The sequence below is a fragment of the Luteimonas sp. A482 genome, assembly GCF_054072655.1.
Map to the genome: position 1 here is coordinate 1,005,070 of NZ_JBSVRO010000001.1, position 16,878 is coordinate 1,021,947.

At 70.2% G+C, this 16,878-nt stretch carries 15 protein-coding genes; 7 read left to right on the top strand and 8 right to left on the bottom strand.

Annotated features, from left to right (window positions below):
• Positions 1-52 precede the first annotated feature (52 nt).
• Positions 53-709, top strand: coding sequence for an EF-hand domain-containing protein (locus ACW5DW_RS04510; RefSeq protein ID WP_457017567.1), 657 nt, complete (start codon positions 53-55; stop codon positions 707-709).
• A gap of 506 nt (positions 710-1,215) precedes the next feature.
• On the opposite strand, the gene ACW5DW_RS04515 is transcribed toward ACW5DW_RS04510, so the two are convergent.
• The 4 genes from ACW5DW_RS04515 to ACW5DW_RS04530 form a co-directional block, all read right to left on the bottom strand.
• Complete coding sequence (locus ACW5DW_RS04515) at positions 1,216-2,352, bottom strand: RNA polymerase sigma factor (RefSeq protein ID WP_457017568.1); 1,137 nt, start codon at positions 2,350-2,352, stop codon at positions 1,216-1,218.
• Positions 2,353-2,408: 56 nt separating this feature from the next.
• Positions 2,409-3,224, bottom strand: a complete 816-nt coding sequence (locus ACW5DW_RS04520) for a hypothetical protein (protein ID WP_457017569.1) — start codon at positions 3,222-3,224, stop codon at positions 2,409-2,411.
• A 39-nt stretch (positions 3,225-3,263) separates the two neighbouring features.
• Positions 3,264-4,160 carry an acyl-CoA thioesterase II gene (gene tesB / locus ACW5DW_RS04525; protein ID WP_457017570.1) on the bottom strand — a complete coding sequence of 299 codons (897 nt, stop codon included), beginning with the start codon at positions 4,158-4,160 and terminating at the stop codon, positions 3,264-3,266.
• 591 nt (positions 4,161-4,751) lie between these two features.
• Entirely contained in the window at positions 4,752-5,321 is a 570-nt protein-coding gene (locus tag ACW5DW_RS04530) for an N-acetylmuramoyl-L-alanine amidase (RefSeq protein ID WP_457017571.1), read from the bottom strand.
• Positions 5,322-5,370: 49 nt separating this feature from the next.
• On the opposite strand from ACW5DW_RS04530, the gene ACW5DW_RS04535 reads away from it, so the two are divergent.
• The 5 genes from ACW5DW_RS04535 to ACW5DW_RS04555 all read left to right on the top strand — a co-directional run bounded on the left by ACW5DW_RS04535 (position 5,371) and on the right by ACW5DW_RS04555 (position 10,289).
• Entirely contained in the window at positions 5,371-5,844 is a 474-nt protein-coding gene (locus tag ACW5DW_RS04535) for an MOSC domain-containing protein (protein ID WP_457018405.1), read from the top strand.
• Positions 5,841-6,377, top strand: a complete 537-nt coding sequence (locus ACW5DW_RS04540) for a hypothetical protein (RefSeq protein ID WP_457017572.1) — start codon at positions 5,841-5,843, stop codon at positions 6,375-6,377. The genes ACW5DW_RS04535 and ACW5DW_RS04540 overlap by 4 nt, the downstream gene beginning before the upstream one ends.
• Positions 6,374-8,605, top strand: a complete 2,232-nt coding sequence (gene rlmKL / locus ACW5DW_RS04545) for a bifunctional 23S rRNA (guanine(2069)-N(7))-methyltransferase RlmK/23S rRNA (guanine(2445)-N(2))-methyltransferase RlmL (protein ID WP_457017573.1) — start codon at positions 6,374-6,376, stop codon at positions 8,603-8,605. Before ACW5DW_RS04540 ends, rlmKL begins: the two co-directional genes overlap by 4 nt.
• Positions 8,606-8,694: 89 nt before the next feature.
• Complete coding sequence (locus ACW5DW_RS04550) at positions 8,695-9,579, top strand: pirin family protein (RefSeq protein ID WP_457017574.1); 885 nt, start codon at positions 8,695-8,697, stop codon at positions 9,577-9,579.
• Positions 9,580-9,842: 263 nt separating this feature from the next.
• Positions 9,843-10,289 carry a hypothetical protein gene (locus ACW5DW_RS04555; protein ID WP_457017575.1) on the top strand — a complete coding sequence of 149 codons (447 nt, stop codon included), beginning with the start codon at positions 9,843-9,845 and terminating at the stop codon, positions 10,287-10,289.
• A gap of 76 nt (positions 10,290-10,365) precedes the next feature.
• On the opposite strand, the gene ACW5DW_RS04560 is transcribed toward ACW5DW_RS04555, so the two are convergent.
• The 4 genes from ACW5DW_RS04560 to ACW5DW_RS04575 all read right to left on the bottom strand — a co-directional run bounded on the left by ACW5DW_RS04560 (position 10,366) and on the right by ACW5DW_RS04575 (position 16,034).
• Positions 10,366-10,803 (bottom strand): hypothetical protein, encoded by a 438-nt coding sequence (locus ACW5DW_RS04560; protein WP_457017576.1) that lies wholly within the window; start codon positions 10,801-10,803, stop codon positions 10,366-10,368.
• 150 nt (positions 10,804-10,953) lie between these two features.
• Positions 10,954-11,463 carry a SixA phosphatase family protein gene (locus tag ACW5DW_RS04565; RefSeq protein ID WP_457017577.1) on the bottom strand — a complete coding sequence of 170 codons (510 nt, stop codon included), beginning with the start codon at positions 11,461-11,463 and terminating at the stop codon, positions 10,954-10,956.
• 65 nt (positions 11,464-11,528) lie between these two features.
• Positions 11,529-15,080: a transcription-repair coupling factor gene (gene mfd, locus ACW5DW_RS04570; protein WP_457017578.1), complete on the bottom strand. Its 3,552-nt coding sequence runs from the start codon at positions 15,078-15,080 to the stop codon at positions 11,529-11,531.
• 96 nt (positions 15,081-15,176) lie between these two features.
• Positions 15,177-16,034, bottom strand: coding sequence for a 23S rRNA (adenine(2030)-N(6))-methyltransferase RlmJ (locus ACW5DW_RS04575; protein WP_457017579.1), 858 nt, complete (start codon positions 16,032-16,034; stop codon positions 15,177-15,179).
• Positions 16,035-16,192: 158 nt separating this feature from the next.
• Here ACW5DW_RS04575 and creB point away from each other — a divergent pair, with 158 nt between their 5' ends.
• A complete protein-coding gene (gene creB, locus ACW5DW_RS04580; RefSeq protein WP_457017580.1) occupies positions 16,193-16,876 on the top strand; it encodes a two-component system response regulator CreB in 684 nt (227 codons plus the stop codon).
• The last annotated feature ends 2 nt before the right edge of the window (positions 16,877-16,878 follow it).

A 16,878-nucleotide genomic window follows, 5' to 3' on the forward strand; every position in this document is an offset into this window, starting at 1 on the left:
CGTTGATGGGTGCACGGCGGCGCTGGAGCCGCACCTTCGAGGAACACCGCAGATGAAGCACAGGATCCTGTTCACCGCGCTCACCCTGGCCGTGTTGACTGCCGCGGGCGCAACCGCCGCCGAGCCGGCAACCTCCACCCAGCGCAGCGCCAAGGCCACGCTGGATACCAACGGCGACGGCGTGATCGATCGCGCCGAAGCGGCGAAATCCCCGCGCCTGGCCGAGCGTTTCGATCGACTCGACCGCAATGGCGACGGACGCCTCGAGGCCAGCGAGCGCCCGCAGCGCAGGCACGGCCACCATGGCGGCAAGCGCCCGCAGCACGGCGCCCACCGCGACCATGCGCGACTGGACACCGACGGCGATGGTCGCCTCAGTCGCGCCGAAGTCGAAGCGAGCGCCAATGCGCGCGGCAAGCGTGCCAATCCGCTGGTCGAGCACTTCGCCGCGATCGATGCCAACCGCGACGGCCATCTCGTCCGCAGCGAGATCGGCGCCTGGCACGAGCGCCAGCGTCCGCAGCGCGAAGCAGAGATGCGCAAGCGCTTCGACGAGCGCTTCGCTGCCGCCGACCTCAATAGCGACGGCAAGCTCAGCCGCGTCGAGGTGGACGAGAAGATGCCGCGCCTGTCCGACCGCTTCGCCTGGATGGACGACAACCGCGACGGCTTCCTGAGCCGCGATGAATTGCGTCCTATGAAGCGCTGATTCCCGTCACTGCATGACTCGGAGGCCCGCGTCCCTGGACGCGGGCTTTTTTTGGTTCTGCCCCCAATCAAACTAGAAGGCCGGCGCAGGCTTCGAATTGACGCCGCGCCCTGTCGACCGGGGATCGCTTTTCGCTCGGTCAGGGCATCCTGCCCTGACTCACGCGCAAAACATCCATGTTTTGCTTTCCGCGACCCCCGGTCGCCAGGGCACGGCTCGCTCTACTGCTGCTGCGATGCTTCGATGGGCAGCTTTTTCGAAGCCACGCCAGTGACTGGGCGATGGTCGTTGCGGGGCGGGGGTTGCGGAGAGCAGCGCATGGATGCGCTGCGGCGGCGAGTCAGCCATGGATGGCTGACCGAGCCGAGGAGCAATCCCCGGCCCGGGACGACCCCCGGACGCAGGGCTGATCCAGTCGCTTCAGATCGGGCGAACTCCCCTCGGTTGGGGAAGAACCTCTTATGGTTCTTTCCGGTCCCGGAGCGGGCAGTGGCGTCGCCGCCGCGTCACGCGAAATGCAGATGAGCGATGACCAGCGAGCCGATCACGATGAGGTTGCTCATCAGCACGCCGCTACGGCCCCAGGTCAGGCGATAGGCCAGCAGGCGCTGCCTGGCGCCCACCGGATCGCGACGGGCATCGCGCGCGAGCAGCGGGTTCATGTGCCTGGGCAGCATCACCAGCAGCTGCCAGTTCATGGCGAGCATGGCGACGGCGATGGCGATGAAGGTGTGGGACGCATCGCGGAACACCAGGTGGGTGCCGACGATCGCGGCGATCATCACCAGGGAGAACGCGATGTAGCGGCGCGAGAAGCGCAGCAGCATGTTGCGTTCGGCGGGATCGTCGGCGTAGTCGAGGATGATGCTGCGCGCGAACCATGCGGCGACCAGGCCGCCAAGCAGGCCGCCGGCCGCGGCGCCCGCGAAACCCAGCGCAAAGCGCGCGAGCAGGCTACCCGCCAGCGACCTGGTGGCCAGGCCCAGGCCGGCCGCGGCCGCCGGCTTGGCGATGCCGAGGGTGGCAGTGACGCCGACAGCGAACGCCGCCGAAGGTGCGCTGCTGCGCGCGAACTCGCCAAAGCGCTGCAGCAGGTCCTCGCGCACGCTCTGGCGCGCGCGCGACAGGCGCTTGCGCACGGCGGCATCGGACAGGCCAAGCAGCATCGCCACCTGCCTGGAACTCTGTCCCTCGCGGTAGTACAGCAGCAGCGCCTCGCGGCTCTCCTCCGGCAGCTCGGAAATCAGGTCGGCGGCGACCGCGTCGCGCTCGGCATCGAGCGCCTGCTCCATCGGGCAACCGTCCGGGTCGGCGGCATGCTGGATCGCAAGATCGGCGACCTCGCCGTCGAGCATGCGGTTGCGGCGGCCGCGCAGGTGGTCGTGTGCGAGGTTGCGGGTGATCTGCCGCAGCCACGGCAGGAAGCTCGACGGGTTCTTGAGCCGCGGCAGATGGTGCCAGGCCGAGAGGAAGGCCTCCTGCGCGATGTCCTCGCTGGTGTGCACGTCGCGGGTGATGGCCAGGGCCACTGCGGTGACCGCGTTCTGGCTGGCGACGATGATGCGCCCGTAGGCGTCGCGGTCGCCACGGACGGCGGCCGGCAGTTCACGCTTGATCAGCAGGTCGATCGCTTCGTTGGACATGCGGCTTCGTCAGTTGGCTTCGTGACGGGACGCGCGGCGGCGACCGATGTGACCGCTCAGAGTGTATCGCCGACCTGCCATGCATCGCCCTCGCGGCGGACGTCGAGCTGCCGGACGGCCGGTGCGGCGTCGCCGCGGGCCACGTCCAGCGCGATCGTGCCCGCGCCCGAGCCGTCGGTGCGGTAATCGGACACGTCCACGCGCAGCACGTCGCCGGCCCCGGGGCAGGCGGACGCGGGTGCAGGGTCGAGGCCTGCTTCGCGCGCCGCGGCCTGCGTGGCCTCGCCCGGGTCCTGCCCGTCCACCGACAGGCACAGCTGTGCGCCTGGCACGCGCGCCTGCTCGGCCACGGCCAGCGTCACCGCCAGCGCGGGCGGAGTCGGGACGAGGTGCACGGCATCGACGGTGTTGATCGCCTGCAGTGATGGATCGAGCGGAGCATTGGCCGGCACAGTACGGCTCACCGGCGTCGGCAGGTCCCAGCCCGGGGTGCGGAACTGGTTGAGCCACAGCGCCAGCGCCACCGCCGCGACAAGGAACATGCCCAGCCCCACCTGCGCGCGCCGCTTGGGCGCGGCCGCTCGCGCGGCGTGCCCGGACCCGGGCAGGAAGCTGGCGGGATTGGCCGGCGTGGCTTCCAGCAGTCCCGCCGCGTGCAGCAACTGGCGCGCGCGTGACTGGTCGTCCGAACGCACCACCCACACGCTGGCGCGCGACGCGTTGCCACCGCTTTCGCGATAGCTGAAGCCGCTGCGGATCGAACGCCGGTAGCGCTGCCCGTCCTCGACCCGCACCTCGATCCCTTCGTCGGCGAGCAGTTTCGCCACGGCCTGCACGTTCTCGATGCGGGCACTGCTGAAGACCTGGCGCATGTCAGCCCCTGCATCCGCTTGTGGTCGGCCGCGTCGCCATCAGGCGCCCTGGCCCTTCGCCGGAGCCGTGTCGGCGTCCCCAAGCACGCGGATCATTCCTTCCTGCGCGGCGCTGGCCACCAGCCGCCCGTCGCGCGAGAAGATCTGGCCGCGCGCCAGCCCGCGAGAACCCTGCGCGCTCGGGCTGTCGATCGCATACAGCAGCCACTCGTCGGCGCGGAACGGACGATGGAACCACAGCGCATGGTCGAGCGAAGCCATCTGCACGTTCGGCTGGTAATAGCTGATGCCGTGCGGGAAGGTGGTCGTGCCCAGCAGATGGAAATCCGATGCGTAGGCGAGCAGGGCGCGATGCAGCTCAGGGGCGTCGCCAACCCGCTCCGACAGCCGGAACCAGACGTGGTTGAACGGCGGCTGCCGCGCCGGCTCCAGGTCGTTTCGGGGGTGGACGTGGCGGAATTCGAACGGACCGGCGCGGTCCAGCCAGCGCCGCACCTTGCTCGGTAGTGCCGCCAGCACATCGGGCGCCAGCGGATCCGCTGGCCGGATGTCCTCCGGGGCGGGCACCTGCGGCATCGGCGGCTGGTGCTCGGCGCCGTTCTCCTCTTCCTGGAACGAGGCCGCGCAGAAGAAGATCACCTTGCCGTGCTGGATCGCGGTCACCCGGCGCACCGAAAAGCTGCCGCCGTCGCGGGTGCGGTCGACGTGGTACACGATCGGATGCTCGACGTCGCCGGCGCGCAGGAAATACGCGTGCAGCGAATGCGCCGGACGGGGCTCGGGCATCGTCGCCTGCGCCGCCGACAGCGCCTGCCCCAGCACCTGCCCGCCGAACACGTAGCGGGTGCCGATATCACGGCTCTGCCCGCGGAAGAGGTTGTCCTCCAGCCGCTCAAGCGAAAGCAGTTCGATCAATTCGGATACGGCGGAATTCATGGCGCGGATTATACGGGGATGGCAGCAAGGCCCAGTGCAAGACACGGGAAGCGCTTGCCGTAGTAGCGGGATCCTGCCGAAGGCATGTGCCGCGAGTCGCAAAGCCGCGGCGACCCGGCGGGGGATGGTGCAAGCGGCACATGGATGTGCCGCGGCCGCGAGTGCGGACAAGGATGTCTGCCCGAGCGGTGCGCCATCCCCCGCCGGGGCGTCGTGGCCCCACCGCAGCCCGCGTTCCCCTGGATTTTTCTGGTTCCTCTCCAATCAAGGGGAAGTTGGATGCAATAGGGAAGAAGTGCCCCGCCGTCTTGGCTTCGGTCGGACGCCGCGCCCTGTCGGCCGGGGATCGCTTTTCGCTCGGTCAGGGCATCCTGCCCTGACTCGCGCGCAAAACATCCATGTTTTGCTTGCCGCAATCCCCGGCCGCCAGGACGCGCCTCGTCGCTGCTCCTGCCGGCGATGCCTTGATCCCCCGCGGTTCCGAACCCCGATTCAATCCCTGGCGCTTGGGCAGCCTCCCGCACATTGGTGGAGAACCATTTCTGCCGTATACGGGTTGTGCCCTGGACAAGGAGTCCCGGCAGGGAGTTCTCAGGGCAGTCGCCGCAGCCCGCAGCTGGCCAGCACCTGTGGCCAGGGAAACAGCGGGCCGGGATCGCGCTTGCGCGGCACCAGCGTGGTCGGGTCGTCGCTTGCCGGGACGCGCTCGGTGTCGAGGTCCTCGTGGCCCGCAATGCCTTCGAGCGCTGGCAAGGCGGCGTGCAGATGCGCGAGCAACGCAAGCAGCGCCTCGATCTGCGCATCCGGATAGGGCTCATCCATCGCCTGGTGGCCCGCGTCCAGCCAGTGCGGAAATCGCCCACGGTTGACCAGCTCGATGCCGACCGAATTTGCGTTGCGCCCGCGCACGTGGTGGGCGATGCGCGTGGCCGGTACGTACTCGACGATGCTGCCGTCGCGGTCGATGTACCAGTGGCCGCTGTTGCCCGTGCCCGCATCGTAGAGCACGCGTTCACCGTATTCGCGGGCAGTGGCCAGGTCCGGCAGCTCGGTGCAGTGGATCACGACCAGCTCCACCGCCTCCGGTGTACGTGCCTGCAGGCGCTCGACATAGGGCAGGTGATGGACGTCGATCCCGATCTCGCTGGAGGGCGCAGGCATCGGGCGATGCTAGCATTGCGCAATGAAAATCCCGCCTCCCGGAACACAGATGCACGCCCTGATGTCGCGGTTTCCGCGCGCCGGAATCGTGCAGTGGATCGGGCTGCGTCCGGGCCGGAACGTGGCGATGCGCGAGGTCGACGCGGTCGAGGCGGCGGCCGGCGGCGGCCTGGCCGGCGACCGCTATGCCGGCGGCAGCGGCAAGCGCGGCGTGACCCTGATCCAGGCCGAACACCTGCCCGTGATCGCGGCGCTTGCCGGGCATGGAATGGTCGTGCCGGCCACGCTGCGCCGCAACCTGGTGGTGTCCGGCATCACGCTGGCCGCGCTCAAGGGCCATCGCTTCCGTGTCGGCGGGGTGCTGCTGGAGGGCACCGACGCCTGCGATCCCTGCTCGCGCATGGAAGACGCACTCGGCGCGGGCGGCTACAACGCCATGCGCGGCATGGGCGGGCTGTGCGCACGCATCCTCGAGGGCGGCACGCTGCGGCTGGGCGACACCGTGGCATGGGTGGAGGCATGAGCATCCGCGGACACTGCATCCTCTCGCACGGGTTCGAGAGTGGTCCCGACGCAACCAAGGTCACGGCGCTGGCCGAAGTCGCCGCGCGCTTGGGCTGGAGCCACGAGCGGCCGGACTACACCGACCTCGATGCGAAGCACGGGATCAGCCGCGTCGGCGACGTGCTCGCGCGCGTTGAGCGCCTGCGCGCGCTGGCCGAAGCTGCCGCGATGCGCGGCCCGCTGGTGTTGGCCGGTTCAAGCCTGGGCGCCTGGATTTCCGGCCAGGTCTCTCTGCGCGTCGCGGTGCGCGGACTGTTCCTGATGGCGCCGCCCACGAGCATGGGCGAGGCGCCGCCGCTGCAGGCGGCGGACGTTCCGACCAGCATCGTGCATGGCTGGCACGACGAACTGATCGCCGCAGGCGACGTGGTCGAATGGGCGCGCGCACGCAGCGCGGAGCTGCTGCTGGTCGATGACAGGCACCGCCTGTCGGCCAGCGTGCAGGCCTCGGCCAATGCCTTCGCCGCCCTGCTTGCGCGGATCGGGCAATGAGGTTCTTCGCCTCCTGCGCCAAGGGCCTGGAATACCTGCTGGCCGACGAACTGGTCGCGCTCGGCTGCACGCGCGCCACCGCGGCCATGGCCGGCGTCAATGCCGAAGGCAGCCTGGTGGACGCGCAGCGTGCGGTGCTGTGGTCGCGCCTGGCCAGCCGCGTGCTGTGGCCGCTGTCCGATTGGGAGTGCGCCGATACCGATGCGCTCTATCGCGGCGCGCGCGAACTGCCCTGGCCCGAGCACCTCGACACGCAGATGACACTTGCAGCCGATGCGCACGTCTCGGGCAGCGCCATCACGCATGCGCGCTATGCCGCGCAGCGGGTCAAGGATGCCGTGGTCGACGTGCTGCGCGAGGCGACGGGCGCGCGCCCGGACGTCGATGTCGCCGCGCCGGACCTGCGCCTGAACCTGGTGGTGCGCAAGGGCCGGGCGCTGCTCTCGGTCGACCTCGGCGGTGGTCCGCTGCACCGGCGCGGCTGGCGCGGCGCACAGGGCGATGCACCGCTCAAGGAAACGCTGGCCGCGGCGGTGCTCATGCGCGGCGGCTGGGCGGCGCTGTACGCGCAGGGCGGCGGTTTGCTCGACCCGATGTGCGGCAGCGGCACCCTGCTGATCGAGGGCGCGCTGATGGCCGCCGACGTGGCGCCGGGCCTGCTGCGGCATGGCGACGTGGCGCCGAGCCGGTGGCGCGGCTTCGACATCGATGCGTGGCGGGTGCTGGTCGACGACGCGCTGGCGCGCGAGCGCGCCGGGCGCCTGTCGCTGCGTCCAGTGTTCGACGGCAGTGACCTGGATCCCCAGGCGATCCGCGCCGCGCGCGAGAACGCGACGGCGGCCGGACTGCGCGAGCTGATCCGCTGGGACGTGCGCGGGATCGAGCAGCTGGATGCAGGCGACATCGGCCCGCCTTCCGAGGGCGGCACGCAGGCGGTAGCGCCCGCGCAGGCACCGGCCGTGGCGCGGCAGGACGGCGAGGCGCAATCTCCGCCGGCCGACACGTCCCCCGGCCTCGTCGTCTGCAATCCGCCCTACGACGCGCGGCTGGCCGCCGATCCCGCGCTGTACCGCGCGCTTGGCAATGCGCTGCGGCGCGTGGTCCCCGGTTGGCGCGCCAGCCTGCTGTGCGGTGATCGCGAGCTCGCATTCGCCACCGGCCTGCGCGCCAAGAAGAGCTACCAGCTGTTCAACGGCGCGCTCGAATGCACCCTGATCGTCTGCGACCCGGTGCAGCCGACGATGCGCGCCGATGCCGCGCCGCGCGAGTTGGCCGAGGGTGCGCGCATGGTCGCCAATCGCCTGCGCAAGACGCTCAAGGCGTCGAAGACCTGGCGAGAGCGCGAGCATGTCGACTGCTTCCGTGCCTACGACGCCGACATCCCCGAGCACGCCGCCGCGGTCGACGTATACACCGATGCGAACTCGCGCGAGCGCTGGCTGCATGTGCAGGAGTACGCGGCGCCGGCGGAAATCCCCGAGCCCGTCACGCGCAGGCGCCTGGGCGAGCTGATGGCCGGTGCCGCCGACGCGCTGGATGTGCCGCGGGAGCGCATCGCGCTCAAGACCCGCACGCGCGGCAAGGGCGGCAGCAAGTACGGCAACCTGGCCCATCGCGGCGAGTTCATCACCGTGCGCGAGGGCGACGCGAAGCTGCGGGTGAACCTGTTCGACTACCTCGACACCGGCCTGTTCCTCGACCACCGGCCGCTGCGCCTGCGCATCGCGCAGGAGGCGCGTGACTCGCGCTTTCTCAACCTGTTCTGCTACACCGGCGCGGCCACGGTGCAGGCGGCTGTGGGCGGCGCCGCGCAGACCACCAGCGTCGACCTGTCCGCCACCTACCTGGAGTGGCTGGCCGACAACCTTCGCGAGAACGGCATCGGCGGCACCCGCCACCGCATCGTCCAGGCCGACGCCATGGCCTGGCTGCGCGCGGATCGCGGCGAGTACGACCTGGTGTTCTGCGATCCGCCCACGTTCTCCAACTCTGCGCGCGCAGATGACTTCGACGTGCAGCGCTCGCATGTGGAGCTGCTGCGGTTGGCGGTGGCACGGCTGTCGTTTGGCGGCGTGCTGTATTTCTCGAACAACTTCCGGCGCTTCCGGCTGGATGCGGAGGCGATCTCGGCGTTCGCCGAGGTCGAGGATGTCAGCGCGGGCACGATCCCGCCCGATTTCGCACGCAATCCGCGCATCCACCGGACCTGGAGGCTGGTGGGGCGGTAGCGCGGGGTGGCAAGTACCGTTCCATCGGTGCAGGTTTTGCGGGCGGCATCGGCGCGCCATATTGGCCGGCACTCCATGAGGACACCGCCATGAACGCGACAAATACCGACCGCCAGGCCCGCATCGTCCGCAAGGTGCGCGGCATGCCCGCGTCCGATGGCGCGGGGGTCAAGCTGACCCGCGTGATCGGCAGCGGCGAGTTGCCCGACCTGGATCCATTCCTGCTGCTCGACGAGTTCGGCACCGATCGCCCGGAGGACTATCTCGCTGGCTTCCCCAGCCATCCGCACCGCGGCTTCGAGACGGTGACCTACATGCTCGATGGCCGCATGCGCCATCGCGACAACCACGGCAACGAGGGCCTGCTGGTCCCCGGCGCCGTGCAGTGGATGACCGCCGGTCGCGGCCTGGTGCATTCGGAGATGCCCGAGCAGGAGGCAGGCCGCATGCGCGGCTTCCAGCTGTGGGTGAACCTGCCGGCGAAGGACAAGATGACCGCGCCGCGCTACCAGGAATTCCCTCCGGCGCAGCTGCCGGTGCTGGAGCCTGCCGAAGGCGTCAGCATCAAGCTGATCGCCGGCGAGGTCGACGGCGTGCGTGGACCGATCTCGCAGCCGGCCACCGACCCGCTCTATCTCGACATCTCGCTCGCGGCAAACACGCAATGGCAGTACGAACTGCCGGCCGGACACAACGCGTTCGCCTACGCGTTCGAGGGCAGCGCGAGCGTCGGTACGGGCGAGGATGCCAGGCCACTGGTGGCGCAGGAGCTGGCCGTGCTCGGCGGGGGCGGATTCGACAGCGAGCCGGGGCCTGCGCTGCTGACGCTGCGCGGCGGGGATGCGGGCGTGCGCCTGATCCTGGTCGCCGGGCGTCCGCTGCGTGAGCCGGTCGCACGCCATGGGCCGTTCGTGATGAACACCCGCCAGGAGCTCATGCAGGCCTTCGTCGACTACCAGGAAGGCCGTTTCTGAGTGGCAGCCGGGTTGGCGACAGCCCGGCCAGCGATCGGACATCCCGCCGGGGCGACGCGCTCGGCGCGACGGGGGAACGGTCGCCGCCGCCCGTCGATGCGGCGCTGCAGCACGGGTGGCCGCCGCGCGCCGCTATAGTGGCCTTGGAAATGGACTTCGCCCCCCTTGCAGTACGTGATACCCGCGGCGCTGTTGCGGTACGGCACCTTCCCCCATGCAGGACTGTGACCTCGTGGTCCCTTCGCTACATGGAGCTATTTCCGATGAGAACGATCTTCCTGCTGGTGGCCGGCCTGCTGTGGTCGAGCCAGGGGTCCGCGCAGGCGGCCGAAGAGAATTGTCCCGAGCTGCCTACGGGCGCTGCCGTGGCCTGGGATGTGGTCCAGGGGCCCGACTTCGTATTCTGCAAGGCGATCCGTCAGAGCGACGGTACCCAGGCGTTGTCGGTGATGCTGGGCGCTGATCCGTCGTTCCGACCGGAGCGCGGGATGCGTGAGGAATCCGCGGTGATCGATGGCCACAAGGTGCGCTGGTATCGCGGCGAGGTGGCGACGGTGCGCGAGGTGCACGTGCGCGAGACGCTGGTTGAACTTGGCCGGCGGAGCAATGCGCACATCGTGGTGCGCGCCGACTCCGAGGACCTGCTGGCACAAAACCAGCAGCTGGCCGAGGCGCTGCGCTTCCGCGCGACCGCCGTCGGCGGCGACTGACCGCTCGCGACAGCCGGCCGGTATCGCCGGCCGCAGCAACGTGGACCAGGCGCCGCCCCCGGTCAAGGCCGTGGCGCTAGTGGCTGCCCAGCCGCGTATCGCGGAAACGCAGGCCCTCGGCCAGGCGCCGGCTTTCGGCAAGCTGTTGCTCGCTGTCCGCGCGCAGCACGACATGCGCGAACACGTCGTCGTCCAGTTCGATCGCCGTCTCGCGCACGATCGCGCTCTGGTCGGCGATAACGCCGCGATACCAGCGCACTTCGTGCCCGTCGATCTCCCCGCGCTCCTCGCGCAGGGACATGCGCTCCCGCATTGGCGATTCGCTGCGCAACATCACCGAGAACGCCTGGCTGCCGTCGGTCTCGCGCATGGCCCGGCAATACAGGAAGCCGGCGCCTTCGGACATCTGCCACTCCAGTCCGCTGGCGGTTGGCAGTTCCGGGCAGTTGCCTGCCTGGGCGAGGGCCTGCAGCGGCACGAGCAGGGCGGCGAGCGGAATCCAGCGCTTGATCATCGGGCGGTCCATGCAAGGGAGAACCGCCCGACCATGCCATGGGCAGGCGGATGACGCAACGCACCAAAGCCGACGGACGTCATGCTTTGCATGCATGGCCCCGCTGTTTGCGGGGCATGCACGGACGGGCCCATCCGCTCCACCTGATTGTCAGTAGCGCCCGGTTTCCAGCCGCGCCCGCCCGCGGGCATCGATGCGGACGGTGCTGGTCCGGTCGAACTCGGCTTCGGTCATGGCTGCGACGTCGCAGCTGCACAGCGCGGCGACGATGTCCGGCACGGTGTTGCTGTGCCCGGCCACCAGCACCGTGCCCTCGCGATGTGCGGCCTTCAGCCGTGCGACCAGGATAGTTGCCGGCTCATCCGCGTCGTAGACGGTGGCTGCCAGTCCCTGCGCCGTGGCGGTGGGGGCGACCGTGTCGCGGGTGCGGCGGAAGCCGGTGGTGTAGATCGCCACGACGTTCGCGCCCGCCAGCCTGCGTGCCAGGGATGCGGCGCGTTCGCGGCCGGCGGCGCTCAGCGCGGGATCGCCGCCCACAGCGTCCGCCTTCTCCGCATGTCGCACGATGACGAAGGCCACCTCGTCCGTGCTGGCGCGCGGCTGCGGCGTGGCGCAGGCGGCAAGTACGAGCGCGGCCAGCAGCCACGACAGGCGGGCCACGCCGCGCCTGCCTGCGGCTGCAGGTGGGCACGCCACAGCGGCTTGGGCATTCCGCCTGTCGCCGCTCACTGCTTCCGTCCAGCCGGTGCGCCGGTGGGCGCGAGCGCCACCAACAGCCCGCGCGCGGCCTTGAGTCGCGTGTCGAAGTCGGGCAACTCCAGGGTGATGCGCAGCTTGTCCGGGCCGTCCATGCGGTAGTGATTCGGCTGGCTCTGGATCAGGCGGATCACGCCCATCGGGTCGATCGCGGGCTGGTCGGCGAACTGCAGTCGGCCGCCTGCGCCGCCCAGGTCGAGCTTGCGGATGCCCAGCGCCGTGGCCTGCAGCTTGAGCTCGGCGATGGCGAACAGCTGCTTCGCCGGATCGGGCAGCAGGCCGAAGCGGTCGATCATCTCGACCTGCAGCTCGCGCAGTTCGTCGGCGTCGCGCGCGGAGCTGATGCGTTTGTACAGGGTCAGGCGCGCGTGCACGTCGGGCAGATAGGCATCCGGGATCAGTGCCGGCACGTGCAGCTCCACGTCCGCGCCGCGATAGGCGGTTTCGTCCAGGTCGGGCAGCTTGCCCTGGCGGATCGAGCGCACCGCGCGCTCCAGCAGCTCGGTGTAGAGGCTGAAGCCGACCTCGGCCATCTGCCCGCTCTGGTCTTCGCCCAGCAGCTCGCCGGCGCCGCGGATTTCCAGGTCGTGGGTGGCCAGGGTGAAGCCGGCGCCGAGTTCGTCCATCGAGGCGATCGCATCCAGGCGTTTCTGCGCATCGGCGGTGATCGAACGGCCGTCGGGCACCACCAGGTAGGCATAGGCGCGGTGATGCGAGCGGCCCACGCGGCCGCGCAGCTGGTGCAGCTGGGCCAGGCCGAACTTGTCGGCGCGGTTGATGACGATGGTGTTGGCGTTGGGGATGTCGATGCCCGACTCGATGATGGTCGAGCACAGCAGCACGTTGAAGCGCTGCTTGTGGAAGTCGAGCATCACCCGCTCCAGCTCGCGCTCGGGCATCTGCCCGTGGGCGATGCCGATGCGCGCATCCGGCACCAGCTGTTCCAGCTCGCGCTGCATGCGCCCGATGCTTTCGACGTCGTTGTGCAGGAAGTAGACCTGGCCGCCGCGCGAGAGCTCGCGCTGGAAGGCCTCGCGCAGCATCGCGTCATCCCAGGCATGGATGAAAGTCTGTACCGCCAAGCGGTGCGCGGGCGGTGTGGCGATGATCGACAGGTCGCGCAGGCCGGCCATGGCCATGTTGAGCGTGCGCGGGATCGGAGTGGCGGTGAGGGTGAGCAGGTGCACGTTGGCGCGCAGCGCCTTCAGCGCTTCCTTCTGGCGCACGCCGAAACGCTGCTCCTCGTCGACGATGACCAGGCCCAGGTCCTTGAACTTGACGTCCTTCTGCAGCAGACGGTGGGTGCCGACGATGACGTCGATCTTCCCTTCCGCCAGCTTTTCCAGCTCGGCCTTGATCTCCTTGGTGCTCTTGAAGCGCGACAGCACCTCGACCTTGAGCGGCCAGTCGGCGAAGCGGTCGCGGAAGTTGCGGTAGTGCTGCTCGGCCAGCAGTGTGGTCGGCACGAGGATGGCCACCTGCTTGCCGGCGGCCGCGGCGACGAAGGCCGCGCGCACCGCCACCTCGGTCTTGCCGAAGCCGACGTCGCCGCAGACCACGCGGTCCATCGGCTGGCTGGAGCCGAGGTCGCGGATCACCGCCTCGATCGCGGCGTGCTGGTCGGGCGTTTCTTCGAACGGGAAGGCCGCGGCGAACGGCTCGTACATGGCGCGGTCGACGGTCAGCGCCAGGCCCGCGCGTGCCATGCGCTTGGCCTGGATCTCGAGCAGCTCGGCGGCGACGTCGCGCACCTTTTCGGCGGCCTTGCGCCTGGCCTTGGCCCATTGCTCGCCGCCGAGCGAATGCAGCGGCGCCGTTTCGGGAGAGGCGCCGGAGTAGCGGTTGACCAGGTGCAGCTGCGCGACCGGGACGTACAGGCGGTCGCCCTTGGCGTATTCGATGTCGAGGTATTCGCCGGCCTGCCCGCCGGCTTCAAGCGTGACCAGGCCGCGATAGCGGCCGACGCCGTGGTCCTCGTGGACGATCGGCGCGCCTTCGCCGAGCTCGCCCAGGTCGCGGATGATCGCCTCGGGTTCGCGGCCGGCGCGCTTGCGGCGGCGCGGCTGGGAGGCGCGCTCGGGGAACAGCTGGCGCTCGGTGAGGATCGCGACGTGCGGCGCGTCGAGCGCGAAGCCGTCGTCGAGTGGCGCGACGGCGATGGCAAAGCCGGGGTCGTGCGCGCGTGCATCGGTGGCCTTGCCGTCGGATGCCGGCTTGCCGCTTCCGCCGGGACCACGGTCGGAAATGAACGTGGCGAAGTCGGGCAGGACCTCGGGGACCAGGCCGGCCACGTCGAGCATCTCGAGCAGCGCCTCGCGTCGACCGGCCGAGTCGGCGGCCACCAGTACGCGGCCGCCGTAGCTGGACAGGAAGCTCTTGAGCGAAGCGCCCGGCGCGCTGTCGCGCAGTGCCAGCGGCAGCACGGGCGCGGGCTGGTCGCCCAGCGCCTGTGCCTGCGCGTGGCGCGGGTGCGAGGGCGGGCACAGCTCGATGCGCTGGCCTTCGTTGAGCCGTTCGCGCAGCGTCTCGGGCGACATCCACAGCTCGGACGGCGGCAGCAGCGGGCGCTCGATGTCGTGGCGCAACTGTTCGTACCGGTCGCCGGCCTGCTTCCAGAAATGGTCGGCGGCCTCCAGTGCGCCTTCGTCGACCAGCGGCAGGGTGCCGGGCGCGAGGTAGTCGAACAGGGTGGCGGTCGAATCGAAGAACAGCGGCAGGTAGTACTCGATGCCGGCGGGCGCGATGCCAGCCTTGAGGTCCTGCATCAGGGCACTGCGCCGGGTGTCGACGTCGAAGCGGCCGCGCAGCGCGTCGAGCACCGCGCCGAGTGCGTCCGCGTCGGTGGGCACCTCGCGCCCGGGCAGCATGCGCACCGCCTCGACCTTGTCCAGCGAGCGCTGGGTTTCGGGGTCGAAGGCACGGATTGTCTCGATGCTGTCGTCGAACAGCTCGACGCGGTAGGGCTCGGTCGCGCCCATCGGGTACACGTCCAGCAGCCCGCCGCGCACGGCGAAATCGCCCGGGTCGTACACCTGCGGCACGTTGCGGTAGCCGGCGCCACCCAGCCGGCGCTTCTCGGCATCGAGGTCGAGCGTCTGCCCCACGCGCACGTCGAACGCGCTGCCGACCGCGTAGCGCAGCGGCGGCAGCCGCTGCAGCAGGGTCTGCACCGGAACGATCACGATCGCCTGCCTGCGCAGGGTCGGCAGGCGCAGCAGCGTGGACAGGCGCTGGGAAATGATGTCCGGATGCGGGCTGAAGCGGTCCCAGGGCAGGGTTTCCCAGTCCGGGAAGGGGACCACCGGCAGGCTCGCGTCAGCGCCCAGCAGGGTGTGCAGGTCGGATTCGAGCTGGTGCGCGGCGTGGTTGTCGCGGGCGATCAGCAGCAGCGGCGCCGACTGCGCGTGCGCCGCGCGTGCGGCGTGCCAGGCCAGGGCGCTGCGGCTGGCCGGCACGCGCCACCAGGCGCGGGGCTGGCCGGCGCGCGGCAGGTGGGGGGAAGGGCTGTCCTGTGGGGGCATCTACGCGGGTTCCGGAAAAGCACGACCGCGCCGGCAACGGCGTTGCCAGCGTTCGAAAGGCCGGATTTTAACGCGTGCAGCCCAAGGGGCGGGCGCTCAGCTCTCGTCCTGGCGCAGCCACTGCAGCCTGTGGGCGCCGCCTGCAGGCGCCAGCGCGGCCTGCAGCGCTGGCAGCAGCCGCTGCAGGGTCTGCTCGAACTGCCAGGGCGGGTTGCACAGCAGCAGGCCGCTGCCGTTCATGCGCAGCGCTGATTCCTCGGGGCGCACCATCAGCTCCGCGATCACTACCGACTTCGCCGGCAGGTGCGCGGCCTTGCGCAGGAACGGCTGCAGGGTCGCGCGCTGCTTGATCGGGTACCACAGCATGAACATGCCCTGCGGCCAGCGCAGCAGGCCCGCGCGCAGCGACGACAGGATGGCGTCGAATTCCGCGCGCTGCGCCTCGTACGGAGGATCGATCAGCACCAGGCCGCGGCCGATGCGGGGGGTTCCGGATTTGGGCGGCAGCAGCGCCTCGATGGCGGCATAACCGTCGCGCTGGTGCACACCCACGCGCGGGTCGCCGGCGAAACACTCCTTCAATGCTGCGGCTTCGCCCGGCTGCAGTTCACAGCACGCGATCCGGTCATACTCGCGCAGCGCGCGGGCCAGCAGCCATGGTGAACCCGGATACGCGCTCGGGCCGTGCTGCGTGCGGCAGGCATCGATGGCGGCGCGATACGGTGCGAGCACGGGATCGTCACCCCGCTCCAGCAGGGCGCCGACGCCATCGGTTGCTTCCCAGGTACGCCGCGCATGCTCGCCATCGAGCTGGTACAGGCCGCGCCCGGCGTGCGTATCCAGCGCGAAGCAGGCGCTGGGCTTGGTCACCAGCGCTTCGCACAGGGCCAGCAGCACGGTGTGCTTGAGGACATCGGCGTGGTTGCCGGCGTGGAAGGCGTGGCGGTAGTTCATGGGGCTGGGCTGGGGGTCGGGGGTCGAAGGAGCCTAACGGTTTGTCATCCCGAGCGCAGCGAGGGATCTGCTTTACCCGGATCAGAAACACATCCCTCGCTGCGCTCGGGATGACAACTCGCTACGCTTCCTTTCGATTCCGCTTCCCGATTCCGCCCATGCCTTCCATCCTCCTGGTCGAAGACGAAGCCGCCATCGCCGGCACGGTGCTGTACGCGCTGCGCGAGGAGGGCTACCAGGCCAGGCACTGCCTCACCGCGGGCGATGCGCTGGCAGTCGCGGCGGAGCAGGCGTTCGACCTGGCCATCCTCGACGTCGGTCTGCCCGACCTGGGCGGTTTTGCGCTCTGTCGCAGGCTGCGCGAGCAAAGGGACCTGCCGGTGATCTTCCTGACCGCGCGACAGGAGGAGGCGGATCGCATCCTGGGCTTCGAGCTGGGTGCCGACGATTACGTGTCCAAGCCGTTTTCGCCGCGCGAGCTGGTGGCGCGCGTGCGCGCGGTGCTGCGACGCGCGCAGCCCACGGCGGCCGAGGCCATTGCGCAGCCGGCGATGACGGCCTTCGAACACGATGCAGAAGGCATGCGCGTCCGCTACCACGGCCGCCTGCTGGAGCTGACCCGCTACGAGTACGGCCTGCTGGCTGCGCTGCTGGCGCGCCCCGGCGCGGTGCTGGGCCGGGCGCAGCTGATGGACCGGGTGTGGGGCGATGCGCTGGACACCGGGGACCGCACCATCGACACCCACGTCAAGACGCTGCGCGCCAAGCTGCACGCGGTCGCGCCCGATGCCGAGCCGATCCGCACGCATCGCGGCCTCGGCTATTCGATCGACGCCGGCTGAGC

Coding starts and splice junctions, on each gene's coding strand:
- ACW5DW_RS04510 (WP_457017567.1), top strand. CDS start 53: ATGAAGCACAGGATCCTGTTCACCGCGCTCACCCTGGCCGTGTTGACT.
- ACW5DW_RS04515 (WP_457017568.1), bottom strand. CDS start 2,352: ATGTCCAACGAAGCGATCGACCTGCTGATCAAGCGTGAACTGCCGGCC.
- ACW5DW_RS04520 (WP_457017569.1), bottom strand. CDS start 3,224: ATGCGCCAGGTCTTCAGCAGTGCCCGCATCGAGAACGTGCAGGCCGTG.
- tesB (WP_457017570.1), bottom strand. CDS start 4,160: ATGAATTCCGCCGTATCCGAATTGATCGAACTGCTTTCGCTTGAGCGG.
- ACW5DW_RS04530 (WP_457017571.1), bottom strand. CDS start 5,321: ATGCCTGCGCCCTCCAGCGAGATCGGGATCGACGTCCATCACCTGCCC.
- ACW5DW_RS04535 (WP_457018405.1), top strand. CDS start 5,371: ATGCACGCCCTGATGTCGCGGTTTCCGCGCGCCGGAATCGTGCAGTGG.
- ACW5DW_RS04540 (WP_457017572.1), top strand. CDS start 5,841: ATGAGCATCCGCGGACACTGCATCCTCTCGCACGGGTTCGAGAGTGGT.
- rlmKL (WP_457017573.1), top strand. CDS start 6,374: ATGAGGTTCTTCGCCTCCTGCGCCAAGGGCCTGGAATACCTGCTGGCC.
- ACW5DW_RS04550 (WP_457017574.1), top strand. CDS start 8,695: ATGAACGCGACAAATACCGACCGCCAGGCCCGCATCGTCCGCAAGGTG.
- ACW5DW_RS04555 (WP_457017575.1), top strand. CDS start 9,843: ATGAGAACGATCTTCCTGCTGGTGGCCGGCCTGCTGTGGTCGAGCCAG.
- ACW5DW_RS04560 (WP_457017576.1), bottom strand. CDS start 10,803: ATGATCAAGCGCTGGATTCCGCTCGCCGCCCTGCTCGTGCCGCTGCAG.
- mfd (WP_457017578.1), bottom strand. CDS start 15,080: ATGCCCCCACAGGACAGCCCTTCCCCCCACCTGCCGCGCGCCGGCCAG.
- ACW5DW_RS04575 (WP_457017579.1), bottom strand. CDS start 16,034: ATGAACTACCGCCACGCCTTCCACGCCGGCAACCACGCCGATGTCCTC.
- creB (WP_457017580.1), top strand. CDS start 16,193: ATGCCTTCCATCCTCCTGGTCGAAGACGAAGCCGCCATCGCCGGCACG.